The following is a 21,065-nucleotide window of genomic DNA, read 5'->3' on the forward strand; positions in this document are numbered from 1 at the left end:
TTTCTTTATTTTAAGAATAATATTTTTACTTTTACCAGCAAACAATTGGGGCGGTGTAAGCCCATATTATATGTCAATATTAAGAAATGTTCCTTTTTTAATAATTGGTATTTTATTAATAACTTGGATATATAAGGATAAAAATTTGTCATACATGAAAAATATATCCTATTTAATTGCGGGAAGTTTCTTTTTTTATTCCTTAGTTATAGTATTTTCAGAGGCTTTACCTATTTTTGGAGCCTTTATGTTGCCAAAGACAGTATGCTATATTTTAATTGTTTACCACTTATATAAAATAGAAGTTCCTGAGTTTGAAAATCAAGAACTTTTTAAATCTGCAATCAGTGCCTTGATATTAAGCATGATTTTAGGCGTTTTTTATAGAGAATTTACAAAATTATTTTCTTATCAAGCCTTTACAAGTCTTTCTTTAGCCCATGGGCACACTTTAATCTTAGGATTTTTATTTTCCTTTATTTTATATATTTTATATAGAATTGAGGACTTAAATATAGAAAAATTAAAAAAATATATGGGATTTATATTATAAGTCTAGTTTATTTTATATCGTCATTTATAGTAAGAGGAATATATCAAATAACAGCTTCATCTGTAAAAATATATTCAGAAGAGCTACTTGCAGGTTTTGCTGGCATAGGTCATATAATTTTGGCTGTAAGTTTAATATCAATCCTCATAAAGTCTTGTAATAATTTGCAAAAAAATGTTGCAAAATAATAAATTTATACTCAATACTATATTAAATTTACTGAAAAGATGTAAATTCAATAGCATGAAAAATAATTTATAAAAAATTCAACTAAAAATTAATTTGTGGTTTGGATATTCGTTCAAACCACATTTCATTTTATATTTTTCTTATTGTTAATATTATAAATTTTTTTCATTACTTTTCCTATATAAGAAACAATCTTTTTCATGGGAGTATATAAAACCTGTCCCTTGAAGGTAAGAATAAATAATAGTGGGTCCGACAAATTTCATTGATTTTTTTCTTAGGTCTTTGGATATGTTTTGCGAAATTATATTGGAAGTTTGTCCTGTTTCATAAATTATCTTTTCACCAGTAAAACTTTTTAGGTAATTATAAAAACTTCCATATTCTTTTTGAATATCTTTAAAAATTTTTGCGTTAGAAATGCTTGATTTTATCTTAAGTTTATTTCTGATTATTTTATTATTTTCTAATAATTCCTTTATTTTATCTTCATCATAATATATTATTTTTTCAATATCAAAATTATCATAGGCTTCTCTAAAATATTCCCTTTTGTTTAACACAGTTTCCCAGGATAAACCAGCCTGAAATGACTCTAAAATTAGCATCTCAAATAAATAAGAATCATCATGATTTTGCACGCACCATTCATTATCATGATAGTCTACATATAATTTATTATTTAAATTGCACCACTTGCATCTTTTCATAGACAAGTCCTCATTTTTGGAATAAAAAATTTACTCATATCATTGTTCTCATGTTTTAATAAATAATACTTATTTTTAATACCGCCACCATAACCTGTTAAACTTCCATTTTTTCCAACAACTCTGTGGCAGGGAATTATCAGGCATATTGGGTTAAAACCAACAGCTCCACCAACAGCTTGGGAAGACATTTTATTGATCTTTCTTTCTATTGCTATTTTACAAGCAATATCTGAATAAGTAATTGTTTTGCCATAGGGAATTTGTGCCATTATATCCGATACTTTTTTCCTGAATTTAGTTAAATTATTAATTTTAATCTTAGGTGTAAAATTAGGAAGAGAGCCGGAAAAATATTCTTCAAGCCATTTGCAAGTATTATCAAATATTGGTAAGTTTTTAATTTGCAAATCTTCTTTTACTTTATAAGGATAGCAAGAGTTAATAAAAAATAAAGCAGTTAAATTTTCGCCATCACTAATCATCATCAGGTCATCAAACTGTTCAGGGGTTTTGTATTTCCACTTAAAAGACATAATACCACCATTTTCTAAATTTTTCTAAGATTAGTATATCATATAAAAAATTTTTATTTGTAAATTTGATTTTGAAAATGGAAAACTATTTTCTATGGGGAAAGCTTTATAATTACTTATAAATACTTGATTAATGAAATTCTTTATTTTATATATTTCTATAAAGGAGTCCTAGAAAAATTTTTAAAATAATTACGATATGCTTTTGTAATAATTTGAAATTTATTAATTTTATAATAAAATTAACTTAAATATAGGGGTGATAAATAATGAAAAATAAAAATAATTTGCCGATTTTTGGGGTTGGACCTTTTTATGTGATCACTTGTTTGATTATTACTTTATTATCATTATTACTTATTAAAAATGGTCACTTCAAATTCGCTACAATAAAAAAAGAAATGATGTTACATAGTATTTTTAACTTATTGGCATATGTTTTTATAATATTTGGTATTTACTTGTGGGTTAGAGCTGTCATAATACAAAAAGTAAATAAGAAAGTTCAGCAAGGAATACTTTTAAAAGATGGAATTTATAGTATAGTTAGAAATCCAATATATTCAGCTTTTTTATTTATTTTTACTGGAGTTTTATTTTTATCTATGAATTATATTTTATTAGTTTTACCTTTTTTCTTTTGGATATTTTTAACAGTTTTGATGAAAAATACTGAAGAAAAATGGTTAAGGGAAAAATTTGGCAAGGAGTATATAGATTATTGTAAGGACGTCAATCGTGTTATACCTTGGTTTGCAAAAAATAAATATTAAAATTTATTAGAAATAATTATATAATGATGTCTTCTGGATTCAATTTATTTAAAATCAATTATAAATATGGTAATATATTCATTGTGAGACTATGTAGATTTTTATAAAGGAGTAAATTATGTCACAAGAAAATAAAAAAATTGCTATTCAAGAAACTTACGGACCTAGATTTCAATATTGCTGGGGTTGCGGTCCTAAAAATGAAGATGGTTTACATATGAAGTCTTATCCTAGCGAAAGTGGGGATGAATGTATCTGCACAGTAAGACCTGATAAGATGTACACAGGCGGGGTTCCAAAAAATCTTTTTGGTGGAATGATTGCTATGATTTTCGACTGTCATGGAACCGCTTCAGCCGCTTGGTTTAACCACAGAAATAAGAATCTTGAACTTACAGAAGAAACTGTAATCGGTCGTTATATTACAGCAAGATTAGAAATCAATTTCAAAAAACCTGTACCAATGGAAGAAGACATTACTGTAATTGCTAAAGCTGAGGAAATTGGGGAAAGAAAAATAATAGTTAGCATGGAAATGCACGCTGGTGGAGAAATTAGAGCTGAGGCAAAAATGGTTGCTGTCGGCGTAAAAGATAATATGTAATTTTTATATAAAAATAAAAAAAGACTTAGTAGGGGATTATTCTTTTTGAATTATCCCCTATTTTTTATCTGATTTTATGATTAATTACATAAAAATATACTGATAAAATATTTTTTAATGCTTTAAGTAACGATTTTGAGAAAGTTATATAATTAGCAATAACATTTTCATCAAAAAATTTCTAACCACCATAAGAAAAAAGATTTAGAATAGGCTAATATATATTAATTTGATAAATATATACTTTGGTGTTGCAATGATAAAAATTTATGATAAAATAAAAATAGAATGTATGTTTATTAATATTAATTTATAGGAGTTTATTTTGAATACAGAATTTAATAAAATCAATAAATTTTTATGGGCTAAGAAAAATGACAAGAATGGTGTTTATAAGTGGCTTCCTTTGCGAGTCCATCTTGAGGACACAAGACAAGTAATTGGTCTTTTATGGGAACACTGGCTCTCAGAAGGTCAGAAAAATTATATAAATGAATCTATAAAAGATAATGGTGAAAATTATGGGAAAAAGATTTCAACGTTTTTAGGTGCATGTCATGATATAGGTAAGTCCAGCCCTGTTTTTCAAACATCAATTTCTTATATAGGGAAAAATGATTTTGATAATTTGTTGGTTGAAAGACTTGAAAATGATGGATTTGCAAATTTAAGTAATTTTACTGACGCTTTTAGAAATAAATCCCATCACACAATAATTGGTCAAACTTTATTAGATTTTTACGGAGTCAGTGAAGATATAAGTGCAATAATAGGCGCCCATCACGGTAAACCTATTAACTACTTAAAAGAGGTAAGAGATCAGGTTGATTCGTATTTATATAATTATTTTCAATCATCTGATAAAAAAAATTCAACATACATAAAATGGGAAAGGGAGCAGAAAATTATTTTTGATTGGGCTTTAAATAGTTCGGGATTTAATTCGGTTGCGGATTTGCCAAAAATTCCTAAGCCTACATCTGTTATTTTATCCGGACTACTGATAATGGCTGATTGGATATCAAGTAACGAAGATTATTTTCCTTTATTTGATATTGATACTTATGAAGTTTGTGATAGTAACAGTAGAATAGAAAATGCTTGGTCCAAATGGTGGACAAGCGATAAATTGCAGATAAACAATATAAGCAATTATTTAGATATTTATAAAAAAAGATTCAATTTTGCAAGTGCTAATGAAGTTCAAAAAGTTTTTTCAGAAACTATTTTAGATTGTAAAAATCCAGGTATTTTTATTTTGGAAGCACCTATGGGAATAGGAAAAACTGAGGCGGCACTTTCTGGAGTTGAAGAACTTATCTACAAAAAAGAATTGAGTGGTTTATTTTTTGGACTTCCTACGCAAGCAACATCTAACGGAATGTTTAAAAGGGTTGAGGATTGGCTAAATTCTTTGGCAGAGGAAAATAATGAAAGATTATCTATTCATTTGGTTCATGGAAAAGCTGCTCTTAATGAAGATTTTGCGAAACTTTCACAAAATATAGACCAAGATAGTCCTGAAAGTGGAGGTGCTTTAACTGTAAATCAATGGTTTTCAGGTCGAAAAAAGACATCTCTTGATGATTTTGTAATTGGAACTTGTGACCAATTTCTTTTAGTGTCCCTAAAACAAAAGCACTTAGCTCTTAGACATCTTGGATTTTCAGGAAAAGTTGTAGTACTAGACGAAGTACATGCATATGATTCCTATATGTCAAATTATTTATACATGTCATTGGAATGGATGGGAGCTTACAATATACCAGTAATCATATTATCTGCTACTCTTCCTATTGAAAGAAGAATTGAAATGTTAAGAGCTTATATGAGAGGAAGAGGACTTAAATGGAGAAAAGTTAACAAGACAAATGATTTAGAATCTTTTGCATATCCTTCAATTATATATAGCGATGGAGATACTATAAAAGTAAAAAACAGATTTAAAAAATTATCGGACAAAAAAGTAAAGATAATTAGGGAAAATAAGGATAATTTAGTTAATTTATTAATAGATTTATATAAGAATAAAGGAGTAATAGGCGTAATATTAAATACGGTAAGGCAAGCACAAGAATTAGCCAAAATTTGTAAAGAGAAATTCGGAGATGATTCCTGCTATTTACTACATTCAAATTTTATCGCTACAGATAGAGCTCAAAAAGAAAGGGAGCTTTTAAATTTAGTAGGTAAAAATGCAAAAAGACCGTATAGAAAAATTATTATAGGTACTCAGGTAATTGAACAGAGCTTAGATTTAGACTTTGATGTCCTTATAAGCGATATTTGTCCGATGGACTTATTGATTCAAAGAATAGGAAGGCTGCACAGACATGATATAGAAAGGGATTCATATTATAAGGTTCCTAAAGCTTATGTTTTAGGATGCAATAAAGATTATGATTTTGATGATGCTACAAAGGCTGTTTATTCTCCTTATATATTAATGAGAAGTCAGTATTTTTTGCCAAAAGAAATACTGATACCAACAGATATATCACCACTTGTTCAAAAAGTTTACGCAGATGAAAAAATTTCTCTTGATGAAACTTTGATGAGTTTTTATGAAAAATATAAAATAGAATTTGAAGTGAAAGTAGGAAGAACCAATAATAAGGCATCAGTATATAAACTTGAAGATCCAGGATATAGTGAAGATGAAAAATACACTGAAAGTCTTGTTGGTTGGCTTAAGGATATTGATATAAGTTTAACAGAGGAAAAAGCCTATGCTAGGGTTAGAGATATAAATGATACTATTGAAGTTATAGCACTAAAAAAAATTGGCGAAGGCTACGGAAGTTTTATAGATAATATTGATATTTCTAGGGAAATTGAAAGTCCCAAGATTGGCAAGGAAATTGCTAAGCAGACTTTGAGATTACCATTAGTTTTAAGTATGTATGGAAATTTTGATAAAACTATTAAAGAACTAGAAGATTATAATAGAAAATTTTTGAAATGTTGGCAGGACCAAAGATGGCTAAAGGGTTCTTTAGGTTTAATTTTTGACGAGAATAATACAGCTCTTTTAAATAATTATAGATTGACATATAAGAGAGATGTAGGATTAATTTACCAAAAGGAGGGATAATTTGGGAAAATATAATTTGTTAGAGGAAAAGTGGATTCCAGTAATTGAAAGCAAAAGTCTAAAAAATATAAAAGTATCACTAATTGATATTTTTGAAAATGCTCAATCTTATAAGGATTTGGCATGCGAAATGAAGGCTCAGGATTTTGTCTTGTTGAGGTTTTTGTTGGCAGTTCTTATGACTGTCTTTACAAGGTTTGACGAAAGTGGAGAAATTTATGAGCAGATAAGTCTTGATGAGAATTTCATACCAAAAGAAGAAGTAGATAGAGATGACATTAAAGACTATAAGAAGAAATTAATTAATACATGGTCAATCTTATGGGAAAATAAAAAATTTCCGCCTATAGTTAAAACCTACTTGGAAAAATGGAAGGATCATTTTTATCTATTTGATGATAAATATCCTTTCTTCCAGGTAAATGAATCGGATATTAAAAATAATATTAGGAAAAAATCAGCTTTTACATTAGTGAGTGGGAAAAATATTAACAGACTAATATCAGAAAGCGACAATAAAATCTCTTTATTTTCTCCAAAATATCAAAAAAATTCTAATAAAGAAATATTAAAAGCAGATGAACTTGTCAGATGGCTTTTGACTTTTCAAGCTTACACAGGTCTTGCTGATAAGGCTATCTTTGGAGATGATAAATATGAGGTTTCAAATTCTAAAGGATGGCCCTATGATTTAGGAGGAATATATTTTAAGGCCTCAAATTTATTTGAAACTTTAATGTTAAATTTAACAATTTTGCACCCTCAAGAAGTTTATAATGGGAAAATACAAAGACCTTGTTGGGAATATGCAAGTGATGATTTGATAAAATCTTATCTATCATATAGAGATGTGGATAACTTATCTGAGCTCTTCACTAACTGGTCAAGGGCAATATATATTGATCCAAAAATTGACATTACAAAGTCATTTTCTATGAAAATTATTAAATTGCCAGAGATAAGACATATTAATAATTTTTTAGAACCTATGACTCTTTGGAGATTTAACAATAATGGTCCAAACAAGGATAAATATACACCAAAAAAACATATGGCTGATGAATCCTTGTGGAGAAATTTTGCCATGCTAATAAGCCCACAAAATTCGAGTGAAAAAATTCATATACCTGGTCTTATGGAATGGAAAAATAGTTGGGAAGAATATAAAAATGAAAAAAAGAGTAGACTTATAGATATAATTGGAGATATTAATTTAAGAATAGAAGCTATATCAATGAAGGATGACGGAAATGCTACTTCATGGGTACCTATAGATGAACTTACAGATTATCTTAATATAAATAATTTTGTCTTAACAGATGTAAATCAAAATGATTGGGAAAATCATATAATTGATATGGTTAATATAACAAAAATTTCTGTAGGTAAAACTTATGGAATTTTCATTGAAAATATTATAAAAATAAGAAATATTAAATCAAAAACTTATAAAACTCAAAAGTTAGAGGAGCTCTATTCTACAATTGATGGTCCATTTAAGGATTGGATATGCTCAATAAAATCTCAAGATCTAGTAGAAAAGAAAATTTTGCAATGGAAAACAACTTTAAAAAATTTAGTTTTAAGACAAGCTGATAAAGATTTTGAAGAAGCTTCAACAAGGGATTTTAAAGGAATAGTTGAGGGAGATAAGATAATAAACATAGCAACAAGTTATAACTCATTCAAACATTTTTTAAAAGAATCATTAAAGATATAGGAGGGATAAAAATAACATGGAAAAAGAAAAAATAGGTTTTACTTAGTTGAAAATATTACAAATAAAATCCTATTTAAACTAAATAAGGATTTGTCGTCATCACAGACTAGGGCTAATCTTGCCGGAATTAGAAATTCAATCAATAAGCCCCTTAGTAATGCTGAAGAAGTTTGGCCTATATTATTTGAAAGTTTACCTGAAGAATTTTTAAGTAAAGATGGTTCTCTGACAGCAGAGGAAAATGCAATTTTATTGACTTTACAGCTTTACGCAATTCATCAACAAGGTTCAAGTATAAGTGTACTTATGGATGAAAATGAAGATAATTGGAAAAATCTTGGTTATTCATTAAATAGCCTTAGAAAAGGTGATGATTCCTTGGCTATTGATAGAAGGTTCAATACTATGATAACATCTTCAACTTTTGATGAATTATCTCATCATTTAAGACAACTGATAAAGCTTTTAAAAGCAAAATCAGATGTTAAGATTAATTATGGCAAACTAGCAAAAGATTTATACGGATTTATTAGAGGTAATAAGGAAAATGTGAGAATATCTTGGGCACAAAGATACTACTCATATAATAAAAAAGAAAATAAAGAAGGAGAAAATACAAATGAAAAATAGATTATTTTTAGATATCAATGTAATTCAAATTTTACCACCATCAAATATTAATAGAGATGACACAGGAAGTCCAAAGACAGCTCAATATGGTGGAGTAAGACGAGCAAGGGTAAGTTCACAAAGTTGGAAAAAAGCTATGAGAGATTATTTTAAAGAAAATTCACAAAAGTCTAACATAGGTGTTAGAACTCTTAAGATTGTTGATTTTGTAGCTGAAAAAATAGTAAAACTTGATCCTGGAAAATCTTATGATGAAGCAATGAAATTAGCAGAAAAAGTTATCAATGATGCAGGAGTTAAAACTGCAAAAAGTCAAGCTAAAGCCTTATTTTTTATGGGCAATTCTCAAGCAGAAAAGCTTGCAAAGGCAGCTCTTAATGATATTAGCGATAAGAAAGAATTAACTGGTATTTTAAAATCAAATCCAGCAATAGATATAGCCTTATTTGGCAGAATGGTTGCAGATGACCCATCACTAAATGAAGATGCTTCATGTCAAGTTGCCCATGCAATTTCTACTCATGCCGTAGAAACAGAATTTGATTTCTTTACAGCAGTAGACGATTTGTCAAAAGAAGATAGCCAAGGTGCTGGCATGTTAGGTACAGTTGAATATAATTCATCCACCATATATCGCTATGCAAATGTGGCAATCCATGAATTTTTAAAACAAATAGGAGATAAGGAACAAACAGTTCAAAGTTTGAAATTATTAATAGAAGCCTTTGTAAATTCATTACCAACAGGTAAAGTAAATACATTTGCAAATACAACTTTACCAGAATTTGTAATGATTTCTATAAGAGATGATAGACCTGTTAACCTTGTCAGTGCTTTTGAAAATCCTGTTAAAGCTTATAAAGACGAAGGCTATGCTAAGCAATCAATTGTAAAATTATTAAAAGAATATGAAAAAGCAGAAAAATTTGTTGATAAGGCAAAATACACATCAGTTCTTTCATTGAATGCAATTAGTAATCTTGATACAGATATAGTTAATGAAGAAAATCTAAAGAAACTATTGGACGATTTTGCAAATAAATTAAAAGGGCTACTTGATGATAATCAAGGTGAGTAAAGTGAGGACAATTTTACTAAAACTTGCTGGACCACTACAGTCATGGGGAACAAATTCACATTTTGAAACAAGACACACTGACTTATATCCTTCAAAAAGTGGAATTTTAGGAATCGTTGCAGGGAGTTTAGGATTAAAGCGTGATGACAACACAAATATCAAAAAATTAAATGAACTTTTATTTGCAACAAGAATTGACCAAGAAGGAATGATTTTAAGGGATTTTCAAATCTCTGCAAAATATAAAGCAAATGGAACTTTTGAAAGAAATTATGTATCAAATAGATATTATTTAAGCGATGCAATATTTATTGTTAGTCTAAGCCATGAAGATAAGGAATATATACAAAAAATATATCAAGCTTTAAAAAAACCTTATTTTCAACAATTTATGGGCAGAAGGTCCTTGCCTGTAAATTATGATTTCATAATTTCTGTAGAAGATGATGAACCAATAAAACTTTTAAAAGAAATTCCTTGGCAGGCAAATAAATATTATCAATCTAGACACTCAAATGAGCTAACCATATATGCAGATAAAAAATTAATTGATAATAAAACTGAAATACTTAGGAAAGACAATGTATTATCATTTTCTCAAAAAAACAGGGAATTTGAATACAGAACGGAAGGACTATTAAAAGTTAAAGTTGAAAGAAATGATATAAGAAAAACTGCTCATGATGCATGGGATGCTATAGGAGATTAATATGTATATTTCTAGAGTTGAAATTGATCTTAATAATAGACAAAAAATTCGAGATTTAACACATCTTGGAGCTTATCATAATTGGGTAGAACAAAGCTTTCCAGATGAGAACTCAAAAAAAATAAGAAGTCGAAAATTATGGAGAATAGATTATTTATTTGGAAAATCATATCTATTAATAGTTTCAAATTCTAAACCTGATTTGAAAGCCTTAGAAAAATATGGTGTAGAGAAAACTGGTCAAACCAAAGATTATGATAAATTTTTAGATTCTTTACAAGAAGGTCAAACTATGAGATTTAGAGTTTGTTTAAATCCTGTAGTAGCAAAATCTGAAGATAAAAATTCTAAAAGAGGTAGATTATATCCTTGTTACAAAATTGAAGATCAAACAAGTTTCTTAAAAAGTCGTAGTTTGAAAAATGGTTTTGAAATCAATAATGAAGACTTTTCTATTACAGAAAGGTCTCATAAATTGTTAAAGAAAAAAGGAATGAAGAATATAAGACTTAACCAAGTAACTTATGAAGGCAAACTAAAAATTATTGATATAGATAAATTTAAAAAAATATTAACACAAGGCATGGGCAGAGAAAAAGCCTACGGATTTGGTATGATGACTGTAATTGAGGAATAGTTATGCCAGATCCAATTGGAGCAAAAAAGACAGAATTAACAGAACTACCAAGGGTAGAGGATAGAGTTAGTTTTATTTATGTAGAACATTCAAAAATAAATAGAATTGATAGTGCAATTACAATAACAGATAAAAGAGGAATTGTTAGAATACCAGCAGCAATGGTAGGAGCATTATTATTAGGTCCAGGAACAGACATAAGTCATCGGGCAGCTCAACTTTTAGGAGATATTGGAACAAGTATTGTTTGGGTTGGAGAAAGAGGAGTTAGACAATATGCACATGGTAGACCTTTAGCCCATTCAACAAAATTATTAGAAAAGCAGGCAAAGTTAGTTACAAATACAAAAACTAGGCTTGAGGTCGCAAGAAAAATGTATGCTATGAGATTTCCAAATGAAGATGTTAGCAAAATGACAATGCAGCAATTAAGAGGAAGAGAAGGAGCAAGAATAAGAAATCTTTATAGAAAAGAAGCAAAAGAACACGATGTTATATGGACCCATAGAGATTATGATCCAGATAATTTTGAAAATGGAAGTATTATAAATCAAGCTCTTTCAGCTGCTAACGTAGCCCTTTATGGAATATGTTTAAGTGTAATAGTAGCATTAGGAATGACACCAGGTTTAGGATTTGTGCATACGGGACATGACCAGTCTTTTGTATACGATATAGCAGATTTATATAAAGCACAATATACAATACCAGTAGCCTTTGAAATTGCACAAAGTGCAAAAGAAGGAGATGATATAGGTAAAATTGCTAGGATTAGACTTAGAGATGAATTTGTTGATGGGAAAATAATGGAATTAATAGTTCGTGATATTCACTATCTTATGGAAGTTGAAACAGATGAGTCAATAGAAATTGATAATCTAAGTTTGTGGGATGATAAAGAAAAACTAGTAAAAAATGGCGTTAATTATTTTCAAGGTGATGAATAATGGCTTTATTAGTTATTACCTTGAAAAAAGTTCCACAATCATTGAGAGGCGATTTAACAAAATGGCTTCAGGAAATTGATGTGGGAGTTTTTGTTGGAAATGTTAACACAAAAGTTAGAGAAAAACTTTGGCAGAGAGTAGCTGATAATGTAAGAGAAGGCCAGGCAACTATGACCTATTATAAAAGAAATGAAATCGGCTATTCTTTTAAAACAATTAACTCACAAAGAGAAGTTTTAGACTATGAAGGGATACCATTAATTTTAATACCAACAAAAGAAAAAGAAAAGGACGATACATTAAGGGAAGGATTTTCAAACGCTTATAAATTTAAAAAATTAAGAAATATTCAGTCAGCAAGAGTCAAAAAAAACAATCTAAAACCATATGTTGTCATAGATATAGAAACAGATGGACTAGATTTTGATAAAAATTTAATAATAGAAATTGGAGCTGTAAAAGTAGAAAATGAAAAATTTGAGGAATTCACAAGATTAATAAAATATAATAAAAAATTAAATTCTACCATAAAGGACTTGACAGGAATAGATGAAAAGTTATTAAATGAAGAGGGGATAGAATTAAAAGAGGCACTTAGTTTATTTAAGACTTTTATCAAAGACTATCCAATTTTAGGTTATAATACAAGTTATGATATTAAATTTTTAAATAAGTCTTTTCTTGATTTAGGCATGGAGCCAATAGCAAATAAGGTGTATGACTTAATGACTTTTGTAAAAAAGGAAAAAATATTATTACCGAATTACAAACTTCAAACAGCTCTACAAGCATATGGAATAAATAAACAAGTGCCACATAGGGCATTAGAGGATTCAAGATTAACAGCAGAGTTATCAACTAAAGTGAATAAATTTAGGGATATGTTAAAATAAAAATGAGTATTTTATGGGATTTTTTTACTGTACTACCCGCACGAGCGGGGGTGATCCCTCCAGTTGTTCGTCTGGTATTTTTACTTTGAAGTACTACCCGCACGAGCGGGGGTGATCCTCCAGTATTGAATATTTAATTAAGTTAGGTTTAGTACTACCCGCACGAGCGGGGGTGATCCTACTTATGAAGATGCTAAAAAGCTATTTGGAGAGTACTACCCGCACGAGCGGGGGTGATCCTAAGGTTTATGCTGCAACAGTCAATACTTATGAGTACTACCCGCACGAGCGGGGGTGATCCTAAAGTTGTAGAACAAAAAGCAGAGCTTAAAAAGTACTACCCGCACGAGCGGGGGTGATCCTTATCCCTTAGGTTATGGAGAGGGAGTTAATCAGTACTACCCGCACGAGCGGGGGTGATCCTCAGATAATCAACAATAAAAGAAGTATGTACTTGTACTACCCGCACGAGCGGGGGTGATCCCAGCAATAGCAGTAGCAATTAAATTAGTAATGGGTACTACCCGCACGAGCGGGGGTGATCCCTGGTTTGAGTGGAGGAGAGATAACCGGAAAGAGTACTACCCGCACGAGCGGGGGTGATCCTATTCGATTGATGCTCTAAGCATTTGTAAATCAGTACTACCCGCACGAGCGGGGGGTGATCCTATAATTTGTTGCTTCTTTTTCCGCTTCTTCTAGTACTACCCGCACGAGCGGGGGTGATCCCAATGATAGGCTTGTTTATGATATTGATAGGCAGTACTACCCGCACGAGCGGGGGTGATCCCAAATATCATTTCCACCAGTTTAGGCATTATTTGTACTACCCGCACGAGCGGGGGTGATCCCTACTAGGCCCGAAAGCTTTAATTACTCGTTTTGTACTACCCGCACGAGCGGGGGTGATCCTACAGCTCCTCCAAGGAAGAAGAAAAACTACCAGTACTACCCGCACGAGCGGGGGTGATCCTGCCAGCTTTTAACTACAAGATAGGAACTAATTGTACTACCCGCACGAGCGGGGGTGATCCTATCCCTTGCTTCGATATACCTGACTTTGGTCTGTACTACCCGCACGAGCGGGGGTGATCCCTTTGTACGCTCTACTTTAGGGTAAAAGATTTTGTACTACCCGCACGAGCGTGGGTGATCCTGCAGAGTATTAAAAAATAAAGTTGCTAGTATGGTACTACCCGCACGAGCGGGGGTGATCCTACAAGCTAATGAAATACAAAAAAACTTTAAAGTACTACCCGTATTATTTAGGTTGTTACTAAAAATATATTTTTAAATATAATTCATTTTTTGCAGTACTCTTTTGGGTTGATAGTGGATATTATTTAATTGTTATATGTGTATGGGGGTTACTTTGAGAAATGTATTCTTATGATAGTGGTTTTTTTATTGTTACCTATGATTGGATAATTAAATTATTTCAATTGAATTTATAATATTTATCGAAATAATTTGCAAAAGCTATATGTATCAAAATCAAATTATTTGCTTTTAGATATTACTTTATAAATAACTCTTTTTTCCAGGGATTTTTAATTTCTTTTTCAACAGGATTCTATTTTTGATATAATTATTTATATTTAAAGGAGTTCTTATGAAAAATAATTTTTTTAAAAGTTTGCATATTTATAGTTTTTTGTGTGGTCTTGTGATTTTATTTGTTTCATTTTTTATTCCTATTGATAATTTTCCAACTTTAAAACCTATTGGTATGTCTACAATGATAATCTGCCCAATGTTTGGTTTTTTAGGGATAATATTTTCTATATTGAATAAAAAATATATTTATATTTTTTTAAATTTATTATTAGTTTTTTCTTTTTTTATTGTTATGAGTTTGGGCTTAATTTTTTTAGGACCATAATTTTACAACCTATCTTAGATGAAAATGCCACCATTTTATTTGGTGGCTTTTTTATGTATTATGAAATGAGATTTTTTTGTTGTTATCAGCCCTTCTTTTTGCATTTTTCCTAGTTCATTTGATAGGCAACTGCGGTCAATATTTAAGTAATCGGCAAGCTGCTTGCGGTTGAAAGGGATATTAAATTCATTGGAATTTTTCTTCAATGATATGAAATTTAAGTATACAAGGACTTTTTCTCTTATTGTTTTTGGTGAATTGGTAAAAATTTTATTTGACAGAATTAAATTTTTATTGGAAGAGATCATGAGTAAATTCATAAGTAGTTTTGTTGACCAATCTTCTTTTGTATTTATTATATGTTGAAGGTTTGTAATATTAAGCATTAAAACCTTAGAGTCTTCGTTTGCCACAACTGAAACTAGCATCGGTTCATTTTTTAATATTGCATATGTTTCTGCAAATATATGTCCTGGATTAATATTGCTTAAAATTGTTCTGTTTCCGTATATATCATAACTTTCAATGTTTACATTTCCAGATAGGACAAGTCCCATACTTTCTGTTATTTGTCCGGCACCAAGTATTATAGATGATTTTTCAAAGTTTTTTTCCCTTGCATTTAATGCTTGCAGGCATTTTTCTATTTGATTATCATCCATATTTTTAAAAATTAAGCTTTTCTTTAATATTTCTTTATCCATAACCCTATATCCTTCTTTATAAGTGAATTTTACCATATTAAATAATTTGTCTCAATAAATATACTTATATTGACTATCTTATTTATTTTTAATTTTAATATTTTGGGTATGAAATTATTGAATGGAGGTTAATTATGATTTTTATTGGTTATAAAAAATGTTCAACTTGCAAAAGAATTTCAAAACAAATAGATGAAAAAAATATTTCTTACAAATATAGGGAGATTGATAAGGAAAATCCTAGTAGGGAAGAACTTGAGTCCTGGTACCAAAAATCAGGTTTAGATATTAAAAAGTTTTTTAATACAAGTGGTAAAGTTTATAGGGAAAATAATTTGAAAGATAAGCTTAAAACTATGAGCCTTGATGAAAAGTTAGATTTGCTTTCTAAGGATGGTATTCTTGTGAAAAGACCAATTTTACTTGATGGCGATAAAATTTTTGTTGGAAATCAAGTAGAAAAATATATAGAAAGTTTCTAGGCATTAAAGTTAATATTTGCCTATTTATATTTAATAAAGACGTTTTTAGATATAAAAAAAAGGCAAGTAATTATGCCTAAAATTTAATATGGCAGGGGTAGCAGGACTCGAACCCACGACACCTAGTTTTGGAGACTAGTGTTCTACCAACTGAACTATACCCCTGTACGACAATAGATAGTTTAACAAATTTTTAGGGAATTGTAAAGAGAATTTACAATTCTTTTTTATTTATGAAATTTCTTAATAAGTTTGTAATAATTAAGAAAGAATATTGTTGAAATTATTTGTTATTATAATTGCAAGGAGGATTTATGAAGGATTTTAAAATTTTAGTTTGTGAAGATGATAAAAATATTGCAAATTCTATAGGTCTTTATTTAGAAAATGAGGGTTTTTCTGTTATTTATGCTTATGATGGTTTAGAGGCTATTGAAGTTTTCAAAAATCAAGGAGCAGACTTAATTATTATGGATTTAATGATGCCTAGGCTCTCAGGTGAAGAGGCTATAAAAAAATTGAGGGATATTTCTTTTGTTCCAATAATAATATTGTCTGCAAAAAGTGAGGACTATGATAAGGTTATAGGCTTAAATATTGGAGCTGATGATTATATTACTAAGCCATTTAATCCTTTAGAATTAATTGCAAGGGTAGGTTCTAACCTAAGAAGATATCATTCTTATGATAATTTAGCTTCTAGTGAAATTATTCAAATAGGTAACGTTAAACTCAATACTCTTGAAAAGACTTGCAGTGTTGATGACAAAATTATCAATTTAACTTCATTGGAATATAAAATTTTGGAATTTTTAATGAAAAATCCTAACAAAGTTTTTTCTATTGAAAGTATTTATGAGCATGTATGGAATGAGCCGGCTATTGAAGCTAAAACTGTTACTGTTCATATAAGAAGGATTAGAGAAAAAATTGAAGTTGACCCTAAAAGACCAATGTATATTCAAGTTGCCTGGGGTCTTGGTTATAAATTTGTTGATAATAAAAGGAGGAAATAATGGAAAATTCAGAAAATATTAAAATTGAAAAGAAATACACAATTTGGAAATTTTTTGGGATTTTATTCCTTGTGGCAGCTATTTCTGTTGGGATTGCTTTTCCTTTAAATAATTTTTTAGACCCAAATACTGCAAATATTAATTCTACAGTTGCTGACTATGTTTCAAGAACTATAATAAATTCCTTATACAGGGAAGATAGTTACTATAATTTAGATAATTTTGATTATTTTGTTAAATCTTATAAGGTAAAGTATTATGATTCTCTTGGTAATAAAATTCCTGATGATGATATAGAAAAAAGACTTGAATTTAAGGAAAAAAAGGAAAAATTAATAAGTCAAGGTTTAAATCCTTCTGATTTTATGACTTCGGAAGATTTAAAAATTGCAGATATAAATAAAAGATATGAAACATTTTACATTAATAAGGAGAATAATAGAGAAATTGATCCTGAAAGTATAAGTTCCAATGAAGACACAATTTTTGCTATATCGGGTTCTTATAGCAATGGTAATTTAAAAACAGATATAGAAACTTCTAGTGATGAATATTTATACACAAGAAAACTTAAGGATGAATTTTTAAGAAGATTATCTAATAATTTTTCGCAAGATAATGAACTGAAAAATATTATAAATTTGAGATTTTACTATAAGGTTGATTTAAATTCACCAGCCTATATGCAAATGGTTAAGGATGCAGAAAGACCTAACTATTATGCCTTTGCTTTTTCGGCTGTTATTGTCAATTTTATTCTAATGTTCTTAGTTTCTATATTTTTAAAATATAAGAAAATGATGGATTGTAAAGAAATTAAAAATTTATTCTCACTACCAATTGAGGCGGTTATAGTTCTTTTCTTTATATTTTTATTTGTATCCTTTGCATCTATAGAACCATTTGATAATAACAGTATACCTGTTGAATATTCCATTGGTATTTATTCAGTATTATCTGTTATAGCTAATGTAATTATATCTTTATGTGTAAATTATGTAGTTTTAGCTATAAAATCTTTTCATTATGATGGGGCAGATAATCTACTTTTGAAAAATTCATTAATTAGAAGATTATTTAGTGGAGTATTTTCCAATATAGGGAATGCAAAAAATCAAGCAGATTTGTCTAGGGCTAAAAAAAGATTTTTCCTTGCCTATATGTTAATTATATTTTTGGGTTTAATGTATATGCTAGTATTTATGATGCCCTATTCCCATATGAGATTTTTAACATTTTTCTTATATTTTCTAGTTTTCAGTCTTATTTATATTTTATTAAGTAAGGCATTAGATGAAATAGGAAGAATAAATATAGAGTCTACAAAAATTGTAAAAGGAGATTTTGACTATAATATACAAAAACATTATAGAGTTTTTGACAATATAATTGATAATTTCAATTCTATAGGTTTAAATCTTGATAAGGCTGTTGAGGAAGGTATCAAAAGCCAAAAGATGAAAACAGAATTAATAACTAATGTGAGTCATGATTTAAAAACTCCTCTAACATCAATTATTAATTATTCTGATCTGCTAAATAAAGATTCTTCTAACAGCCAAAAGGCTAAGGAATATTCAAAGATTATTTATGATAAATCCTTAAGACTTAAAACTTTAATTGAAGATTTGTTTGAAGTTTCAAAGGCTTCTTCTGAAAATATTCAATTAAACTTGGAAAAAATTGATTTTAAAGCTTTGATTTTACAGGCTATGGGTGAATGGGAAGATAAATTTAAGGAAAAAAACATTGAATTTGTAAGCACCCTTCCGGAAAATCCACTTATCTTAGATTTGGACGGTCAAAAGATTTCTAGAGTTCTTGATAATATATTTTCCAATATATATAAGTATGGGGCTGAGCATTCAAGGGTTTATATAGATTTAATAAGTGATAATAAAGTTAAGCTTTTTGTTAAAAATATTTCTAAATATCCTTTAAATATATCTGCTGAAGAACTTATGGAGAGGTTTACTAGGGGAGATAAGTCAAGAAATACAGAAGGTTCAGGGCTTGGTCTTTCTATTGCAGATTCCTTAATTAATGCTCATAAAGGAGAATTTCATATAGAAATAGATGGAGATCTATTTAAAACAATCATAATTTTATAAACAAAAATTTACCTCAAAGAAAAAAACTTTGAGGTTTTTTTCATTTCTTAAGACTTTATTTAGAAATATTTATTATAATATTTTTGGTGATATGATGAATAAAATACTTGTAGTTGAAGATGATAAAGATATAAATAATTTGTTAAAGATTATTTTAGAAAGTAATGGTTATGAGGTTTGTCAGGCTTATAGCGGTAAAATGGGTATTGAAATGTTAAATGATGATTTTGATCTTGTTCTTTTAGATTTAATGATGCCCCTTGTTAGTGGTGAAGAAATGGTTGTAAAGATGAGAGCGAAGAATTTTAATATGCCTGTAATTATTATTACTGCAAAAATTGACGAGAAAACTAAATTTTATACTTTTGATATTGGTGCTGATGATTTCATTACAAAACCTTTTGAAAAAGCAGATTTATTAAATAGGGTTAAGGCTAATATTAGAAGGTACAGGCACTTAAATTCAAATATGAGCAAAAATTCTATTTTAGAATTTAAAAATTTAAAGTTATATGAGGACGAGAACAGGATTTTGATAAAGGGAGAGGAACTCAAGGTGACTCCAATTGAGTTTGAGATTTTAAAGACTCTCTTAAAAAATCCAAATAAAATTTTTTCTAAGGAAAATTTGTATAGATCTGTATGGAATGATGAGTATTTTTTCGAAGATGACACTATAAATGTCCATATTTCAAACTTAAGGTCAAAAATTAAAAAGCTAGACACGGAAGAATATATTGAAACTGTGTGGGCAGTTGGCTATAGGCTAAAAAAATAGTTTTTATAATTAATTAAGTCTAGCTTAATAATTTTTTAAGTTTTCTTTATTATTATAATGACAAGGAGGAATTATGGAAAAAATTATAGAATTAACTGATGTAAATAAATCTTATGATAAAAAGCATAAAGCACTGGAAAATATGAACTTAAATATTTACGAAAATGACATTTTCGGTTTGGTAGGCTCTAATGGTGCTGGTAAATCAACAATTTTAAAACTTTTATCAGGTGCAATTTTAAAAGATTCCGGTCATATAAGTATTCTTGGCAATAGCGATGATGATTTAATTAAAACTTTTTCAAAAATGGGATTTTTAATTGAAAATCCGCTATTTTATGATGAACTAAGCGGAATGAATAACTTAATTTATCTATGTAAATTGAGGGGTATGAAAATTGATAACGCCTTGGAAATTGCTAAAGAATTTGGTATTTATAAACATTTATCTAAAAAGGTAAAAAGTTATTCTACAGGTATGCGACAAAGACTGGGACTTGTTGCTGCATTTATGGCTAAACCAAAAATAATTTTACTTGATGAACCTATTAATGGTTTAGATCCTGAAGGAATAACTTTTCTAAGAAATTATCTGTTAAAAATTAACAAGTCATGGCAATCAACAATTATTATATCTTCTCATATTTTAAATGAGCTATCTCTCATAGCAACAAGATATGCTTTTATAAAAGATGGAAAACTAATTGAAGAAATTTCTAAAGAGGAGTTTGAAGATAAGTCTAAACAATTTATTTCTATAGAATTAGAAAAAGAAGATTTAGAAAAGGCAGCAGCTCTTTTGGAGATGAAATTTAATGTAAAGGATTACAAAGTTTATCCAGATGGTGAGCTGAGAATTTATGAAAATTTTAATACAAAAGATTTGCAAAAATTTTTGGTAGAAAATGTAATATTCTTAAAGTCCATAAAGGTTAAAGAAAATCTTTAGAAGAATATTATTTGGAAAGGTAGGTGAAAATAATGATTAATTTAATAGATGCAGAACTTTTTAAGATAAG

Annotated in this window: 19 protein-coding genes, 1 tRNA gene, 1 pseudogene and 1 CRISPR repeat array; of the genes and pseudogenes, 17 read left to right on the top strand and 4 right to left on the bottom strand. The window is 28.9% G+C overall.

Annotated features, from left to right (window positions below):
• Positions 1–364 precede the first annotated feature (364 nt).
• A pseudogene (locus HMPREF9131_RS08540) lies at positions 365–741 on the top strand (DUF2871 family protein).
• Positions 742–894: 153 nt separating this feature from the next.
• Here the strand turns inward: HMPREF9131_RS08540 and HMPREF9131_RS01240 are convergent.
• Positions 895–1,452 carry a DNA-3-methyladenine glycosylase I gene (locus HMPREF9131_RS01240; RefSeq protein WP_009344906.1) on the bottom strand — a complete coding sequence of 186 codons (558 nt, stop codon included), beginning with the start codon at positions 1,450–1,452 and terminating at the stop codon, positions 895–897.
• Complete coding sequence (locus HMPREF9131_RS01245) at positions 1,449–1,988, bottom strand: methylated-DNA--[protein]-cysteine S-methyltransferase (protein ID WP_009344902.1); 540 nt, start codon at positions 1,986–1,988, stop codon at positions 1,449–1,451. Before HMPREF9131_RS01245 ends, HMPREF9131_RS01240 begins: the two co-directional genes overlap by 4 nt.
• Positions 1,989–2,257: 269 nt before the next feature.
• Between HMPREF9131_RS01245 and HMPREF9131_RS01250 the strand changes: the two genes are divergently transcribed.
• From HMPREF9131_RS01250 to HMPREF9131_RS01300, 11 genes are all read left to right on the top strand, one after another.
• Entirely contained in the window at positions 2,258–2,761 is a 504-nt protein-coding gene (locus HMPREF9131_RS01250) for an isoprenylcysteine carboxylmethyltransferase family protein (protein WP_009344925.1), read from the top strand.
• A 118-nt stretch (positions 2,762–2,879) separates the two neighbouring features.
• The gene (locus HMPREF9131_RS01255) at positions 2,880–3,365 is read left to right on the top strand and encodes a PaaI family thioesterase (protein ID WP_004824519.1); all 486 of its coding nucleotides are present in this window, start codon (positions 2,880–2,882) and stop codon (positions 3,363–3,365) included.
• 325 nt (positions 3,366–3,690) lie between these two features.
• Entirely contained in the window at positions 3,691–6,459 is a 2,769-nt protein-coding gene (locus HMPREF9131_RS01260) for a CRISPR-associated helicase/endonuclease Cas3 (protein ID WP_009344901.1), read from the top strand.
• A gap of 1 nt (position 6,460) precedes the next feature.
• Positions 6,461–8,179, top strand: a complete 1,719-nt coding sequence (locus tag HMPREF9131_RS01265) for a type I-E CRISPR-associated protein Cse1/CasA (RefSeq protein ID WP_009344934.1) — start codon at positions 6,461–6,463, stop codon at positions 8,177–8,179.
• 90 nt (positions 8,180–8,269) lie between these two features.
• The gene (casB, locus tag HMPREF9131_RS01270; protein ID WP_009344944.1) at positions 8,270–8,809 is read left to right on the top strand and encodes a type I-E CRISPR-associated protein Cse2/CasB; all 540 of its coding nucleotides are present in this window, start codon (positions 8,270–8,272) and stop codon (positions 8,807–8,809) included.
• Positions 8,799–9,887 (top strand): type I-E CRISPR-associated protein Cas7/Cse4/CasC, encoded by a 1,089-nt coding sequence (gene cas7e, locus HMPREF9131_RS01275; protein ID WP_009344897.1) that lies wholly within the window; start codon positions 8,799–8,801, stop codon positions 9,885–9,887. Before casB ends, cas7e begins: the two co-directional genes overlap by 11 nt.
• Position 9,888: 1 nt before the next feature.
• On the top strand, positions 9,889–10,596 hold the full coding sequence (gene cas5e, locus HMPREF9131_RS01280; protein ID WP_009344900.1) for a type I-E CRISPR-associated protein Cas5/CasD: 708 nt from the start codon (positions 9,889–9,891) through the stop codon (positions 10,594–10,596).
• 1 nt (position 10,597) lies between these two features.
• Positions 10,598–11,233: a type I-E CRISPR-associated protein Cas6/Cse3/CasE gene (gene cas6e, locus HMPREF9131_RS01285; RefSeq protein ID WP_009344936.1), complete on the top strand. Its 636-nt coding sequence runs from the start codon at positions 10,598–10,600 to the stop codon at positions 11,231–11,233.
• A gap of 2 nt (positions 11,234–11,235) precedes the next feature.
• Positions 11,236–12,180 carry a type I-E CRISPR-associated endonuclease Cas1e gene (gene cas1e, locus HMPREF9131_RS01290; RefSeq protein WP_009344892.1) on the top strand — a complete coding sequence of 315 codons (945 nt, stop codon included), beginning with the start codon at positions 11,236–11,238 and terminating at the stop codon, positions 12,178–12,180.
• Entirely contained in the window at positions 12,180–13,073 is an 894-nt protein-coding gene (cas2e, locus tag HMPREF9131_RS01295) for a type I-E CRISPR-associated endoribonuclease Cas2e (RefSeq protein WP_009344913.1), read from the top strand. The genes cas1e and cas2e overlap by 1 nt, the downstream gene beginning before the upstream one ends.
• A 29-nt stretch (positions 13,074–13,102) precedes the next feature.
• Positions 13,103–14,350: direct repeats of the CRISPR family, unit length 28 nt; unit sequence GTACTACCCGCACGAGCGGGGGTGATCC.
• Positions 14,351–14,685: 335 nt separating this feature from the next.
• Complete coding sequence (locus tag HMPREF9131_RS01300; RefSeq protein WP_009344904.1) at positions 14,686–14,955, top strand: hypothetical protein; 270 nt, start codon at positions 14,686–14,688, stop codon at positions 14,953–14,955.
• Positions 14,956–14,990: 35 nt separating this feature from the next.
• Here HMPREF9131_RS01300 and HMPREF9131_RS01305 read toward each other — a convergent pair whose 3' ends face one another.
• A complete protein-coding gene (locus HMPREF9131_RS01305; RefSeq protein WP_036744083.1) occupies positions 14,991–15,659 on the bottom strand; it encodes a Crp/Fnr family transcriptional regulator in 669 nt (222 codons plus the stop codon).
• A 134-nt stretch (positions 15,660–15,793) separates the two neighbouring features.
• Here HMPREF9131_RS01305 and HMPREF9131_RS01310 point away from each other — a divergent pair, with 134 nt between their 5' ends.
• A complete protein-coding gene (locus HMPREF9131_RS01310; protein WP_009344920.1) occupies positions 15,794–16,141 on the top strand; it encodes a Spx/MgsR family RNA polymerase-binding regulatory protein in 348 nt (115 codons plus the stop codon).
• An 89-nt stretch (positions 16,142–16,230) separates the two neighbouring features.
• On the opposite strand, the gene HMPREF9131_RS01315 is transcribed toward HMPREF9131_RS01310, so the two are convergent.
• A tRNA-Trp gene (locus tag HMPREF9131_RS01315) sits at positions 16,231–16,306 on the bottom strand.
• A 149-nt stretch (positions 16,307–16,455) separates the two neighbouring features.
• Between HMPREF9131_RS01315 and HMPREF9131_RS01320 the strand changes: the two genes are divergently transcribed.
• From HMPREF9131_RS01320 to HMPREF9131_RS01335, 4 genes are all read left to right on the top strand, one after another.
• A complete protein-coding gene (locus HMPREF9131_RS01320; RefSeq protein ID WP_009344890.1) occupies positions 16,456–17,157 on the top strand; it encodes a response regulator transcription factor in 702 nt (233 codons plus the stop codon).
• Positions 17,157–19,268, top strand: coding sequence for a HAMP domain-containing sensor histidine kinase (locus tag HMPREF9131_RS01325; RefSeq protein WP_009344893.1), 2,112 nt, complete (start codon positions 17,157–17,159; stop codon positions 19,266–19,268). Before HMPREF9131_RS01320 ends, HMPREF9131_RS01325 begins: the two co-directional genes overlap by 1 nt.
• Positions 19,269–19,362: 94 nt before the next feature.
• Complete coding sequence (locus HMPREF9131_RS01330) at positions 19,363–20,046, top strand: response regulator transcription factor (RefSeq protein WP_009344938.1); 684 nt, start codon at positions 19,363–19,365, stop codon at positions 20,044–20,046.
• A gap of 73 nt (positions 20,047–20,119) precedes the next feature.
• A complete protein-coding gene (locus HMPREF9131_RS01335; RefSeq protein WP_009344927.1) occupies positions 20,120–20,995 on the top strand; it encodes an ABC transporter ATP-binding protein in 876 nt (291 codons plus the stop codon).
• Positions 20,996–21,065 lie beyond the last annotated feature (70 nt).

Source organism: Peptoniphilus sp. oral taxon 836 str. F0141 (assembly GCF_000179335.1).
In the GTDB taxonomy this organism is placed as follows: Bacteria; Bacillota; Clostridia; order Tissierellales; family Peptoniphilaceae; genus Peptoniphilus_A; species Peptoniphilus_A lacrimalis.

Bases quoted from the DNA above. Each gene is read 5' to 3' on its own strand.
- cas1e (WP_009344892.1), top strand. From the start codon at position 11,236: ATGCCAGATCCAATTGGAGCAAAAAAGACAGAATTAACAGAACTACCA.
- HMPREF9131_RS01240 (WP_009344906.1), bottom strand. From the start codon at position 1,452: ATGAAAAGATGCAAGTGGTGCAATTTAAATAATAAATTATATGTAGAC.
- HMPREF9131_RS01320 (WP_009344890.1), top strand. From the start codon at position 16,456: ATGAAGGATTTTAAAATTTTAGTTTGTGAAGATGATAAAAATATTGCA.
- HMPREF9131_RS01255 (WP_004824519.1), top strand. From the start codon at position 2,880: ATGTCACAAGAAAATAAAAAAATTGCTATTCAAGAAACTTACGGACCT.
- cas7e (WP_009344897.1), top strand. From the start codon at position 8,799: ATGAAAAATAGATTATTTTTAGATATCAATGTAATTCAAATTTTACCA.
- HMPREF9131_RS01300 (WP_009344904.1), top strand. From the start codon at position 14,686: ATGAAAAATAATTTTTTTAAAAGTTTGCATATTTATAGTTTTTTGTGT.
- HMPREF9131_RS01335 (WP_009344927.1), top strand. From the start codon at position 20,120: ATGGAAAAAATTATAGAATTAACTGATGTAAATAAATCTTATGATAAA.
- HMPREF9131_RS01305 (WP_036744083.1), bottom strand. From the start codon at position 15,659: ATGGATAAAGAAATATTAAAGAAAAGCTTAATTTTTAAAAATATGGAT.
- HMPREF9131_RS01245 (WP_009344902.1), bottom strand. From the start codon at position 1,988: ATGTCTTTTAAGTGGAAATACAAAACCCCTGAACAGTTTGATGACCTG.
- cas2e (WP_009344913.1), top strand. From the start codon at position 12,180: ATGGCTTTATTAGTTATTACCTTGAAAAAAGTTCCACAATCATTGAGA.
- HMPREF9131_RS01310 (WP_009344920.1), top strand. From the start codon at position 15,794: ATGATTTTTATTGGTTATAAAAAATGTTCAACTTGCAAAAGAATTTCA.
- HMPREF9131_RS01330 (WP_009344938.1), top strand. From the start codon at position 19,363: ATGAATAAAATACTTGTAGTTGAAGATGATAAAGATATAAATAATTTG.
- cas6e (WP_009344936.1), top strand. From the start codon at position 10,598: ATGTATATTTCTAGAGTTGAAATTGATCTTAATAATAGACAAAAAATT.
- HMPREF9131_RS01325 (WP_009344893.1), top strand. From the start codon at position 17,157: ATGGAAAATTCAGAAAATATTAAAATTGAAAAGAAATACACAATTTGG.
- HMPREF9131_RS01250 (WP_009344925.1), top strand. From the start codon at position 2,258: ATGAAAAATAAAAATAATTTGCCGATTTTTGGGGTTGGACCTTTTTAT.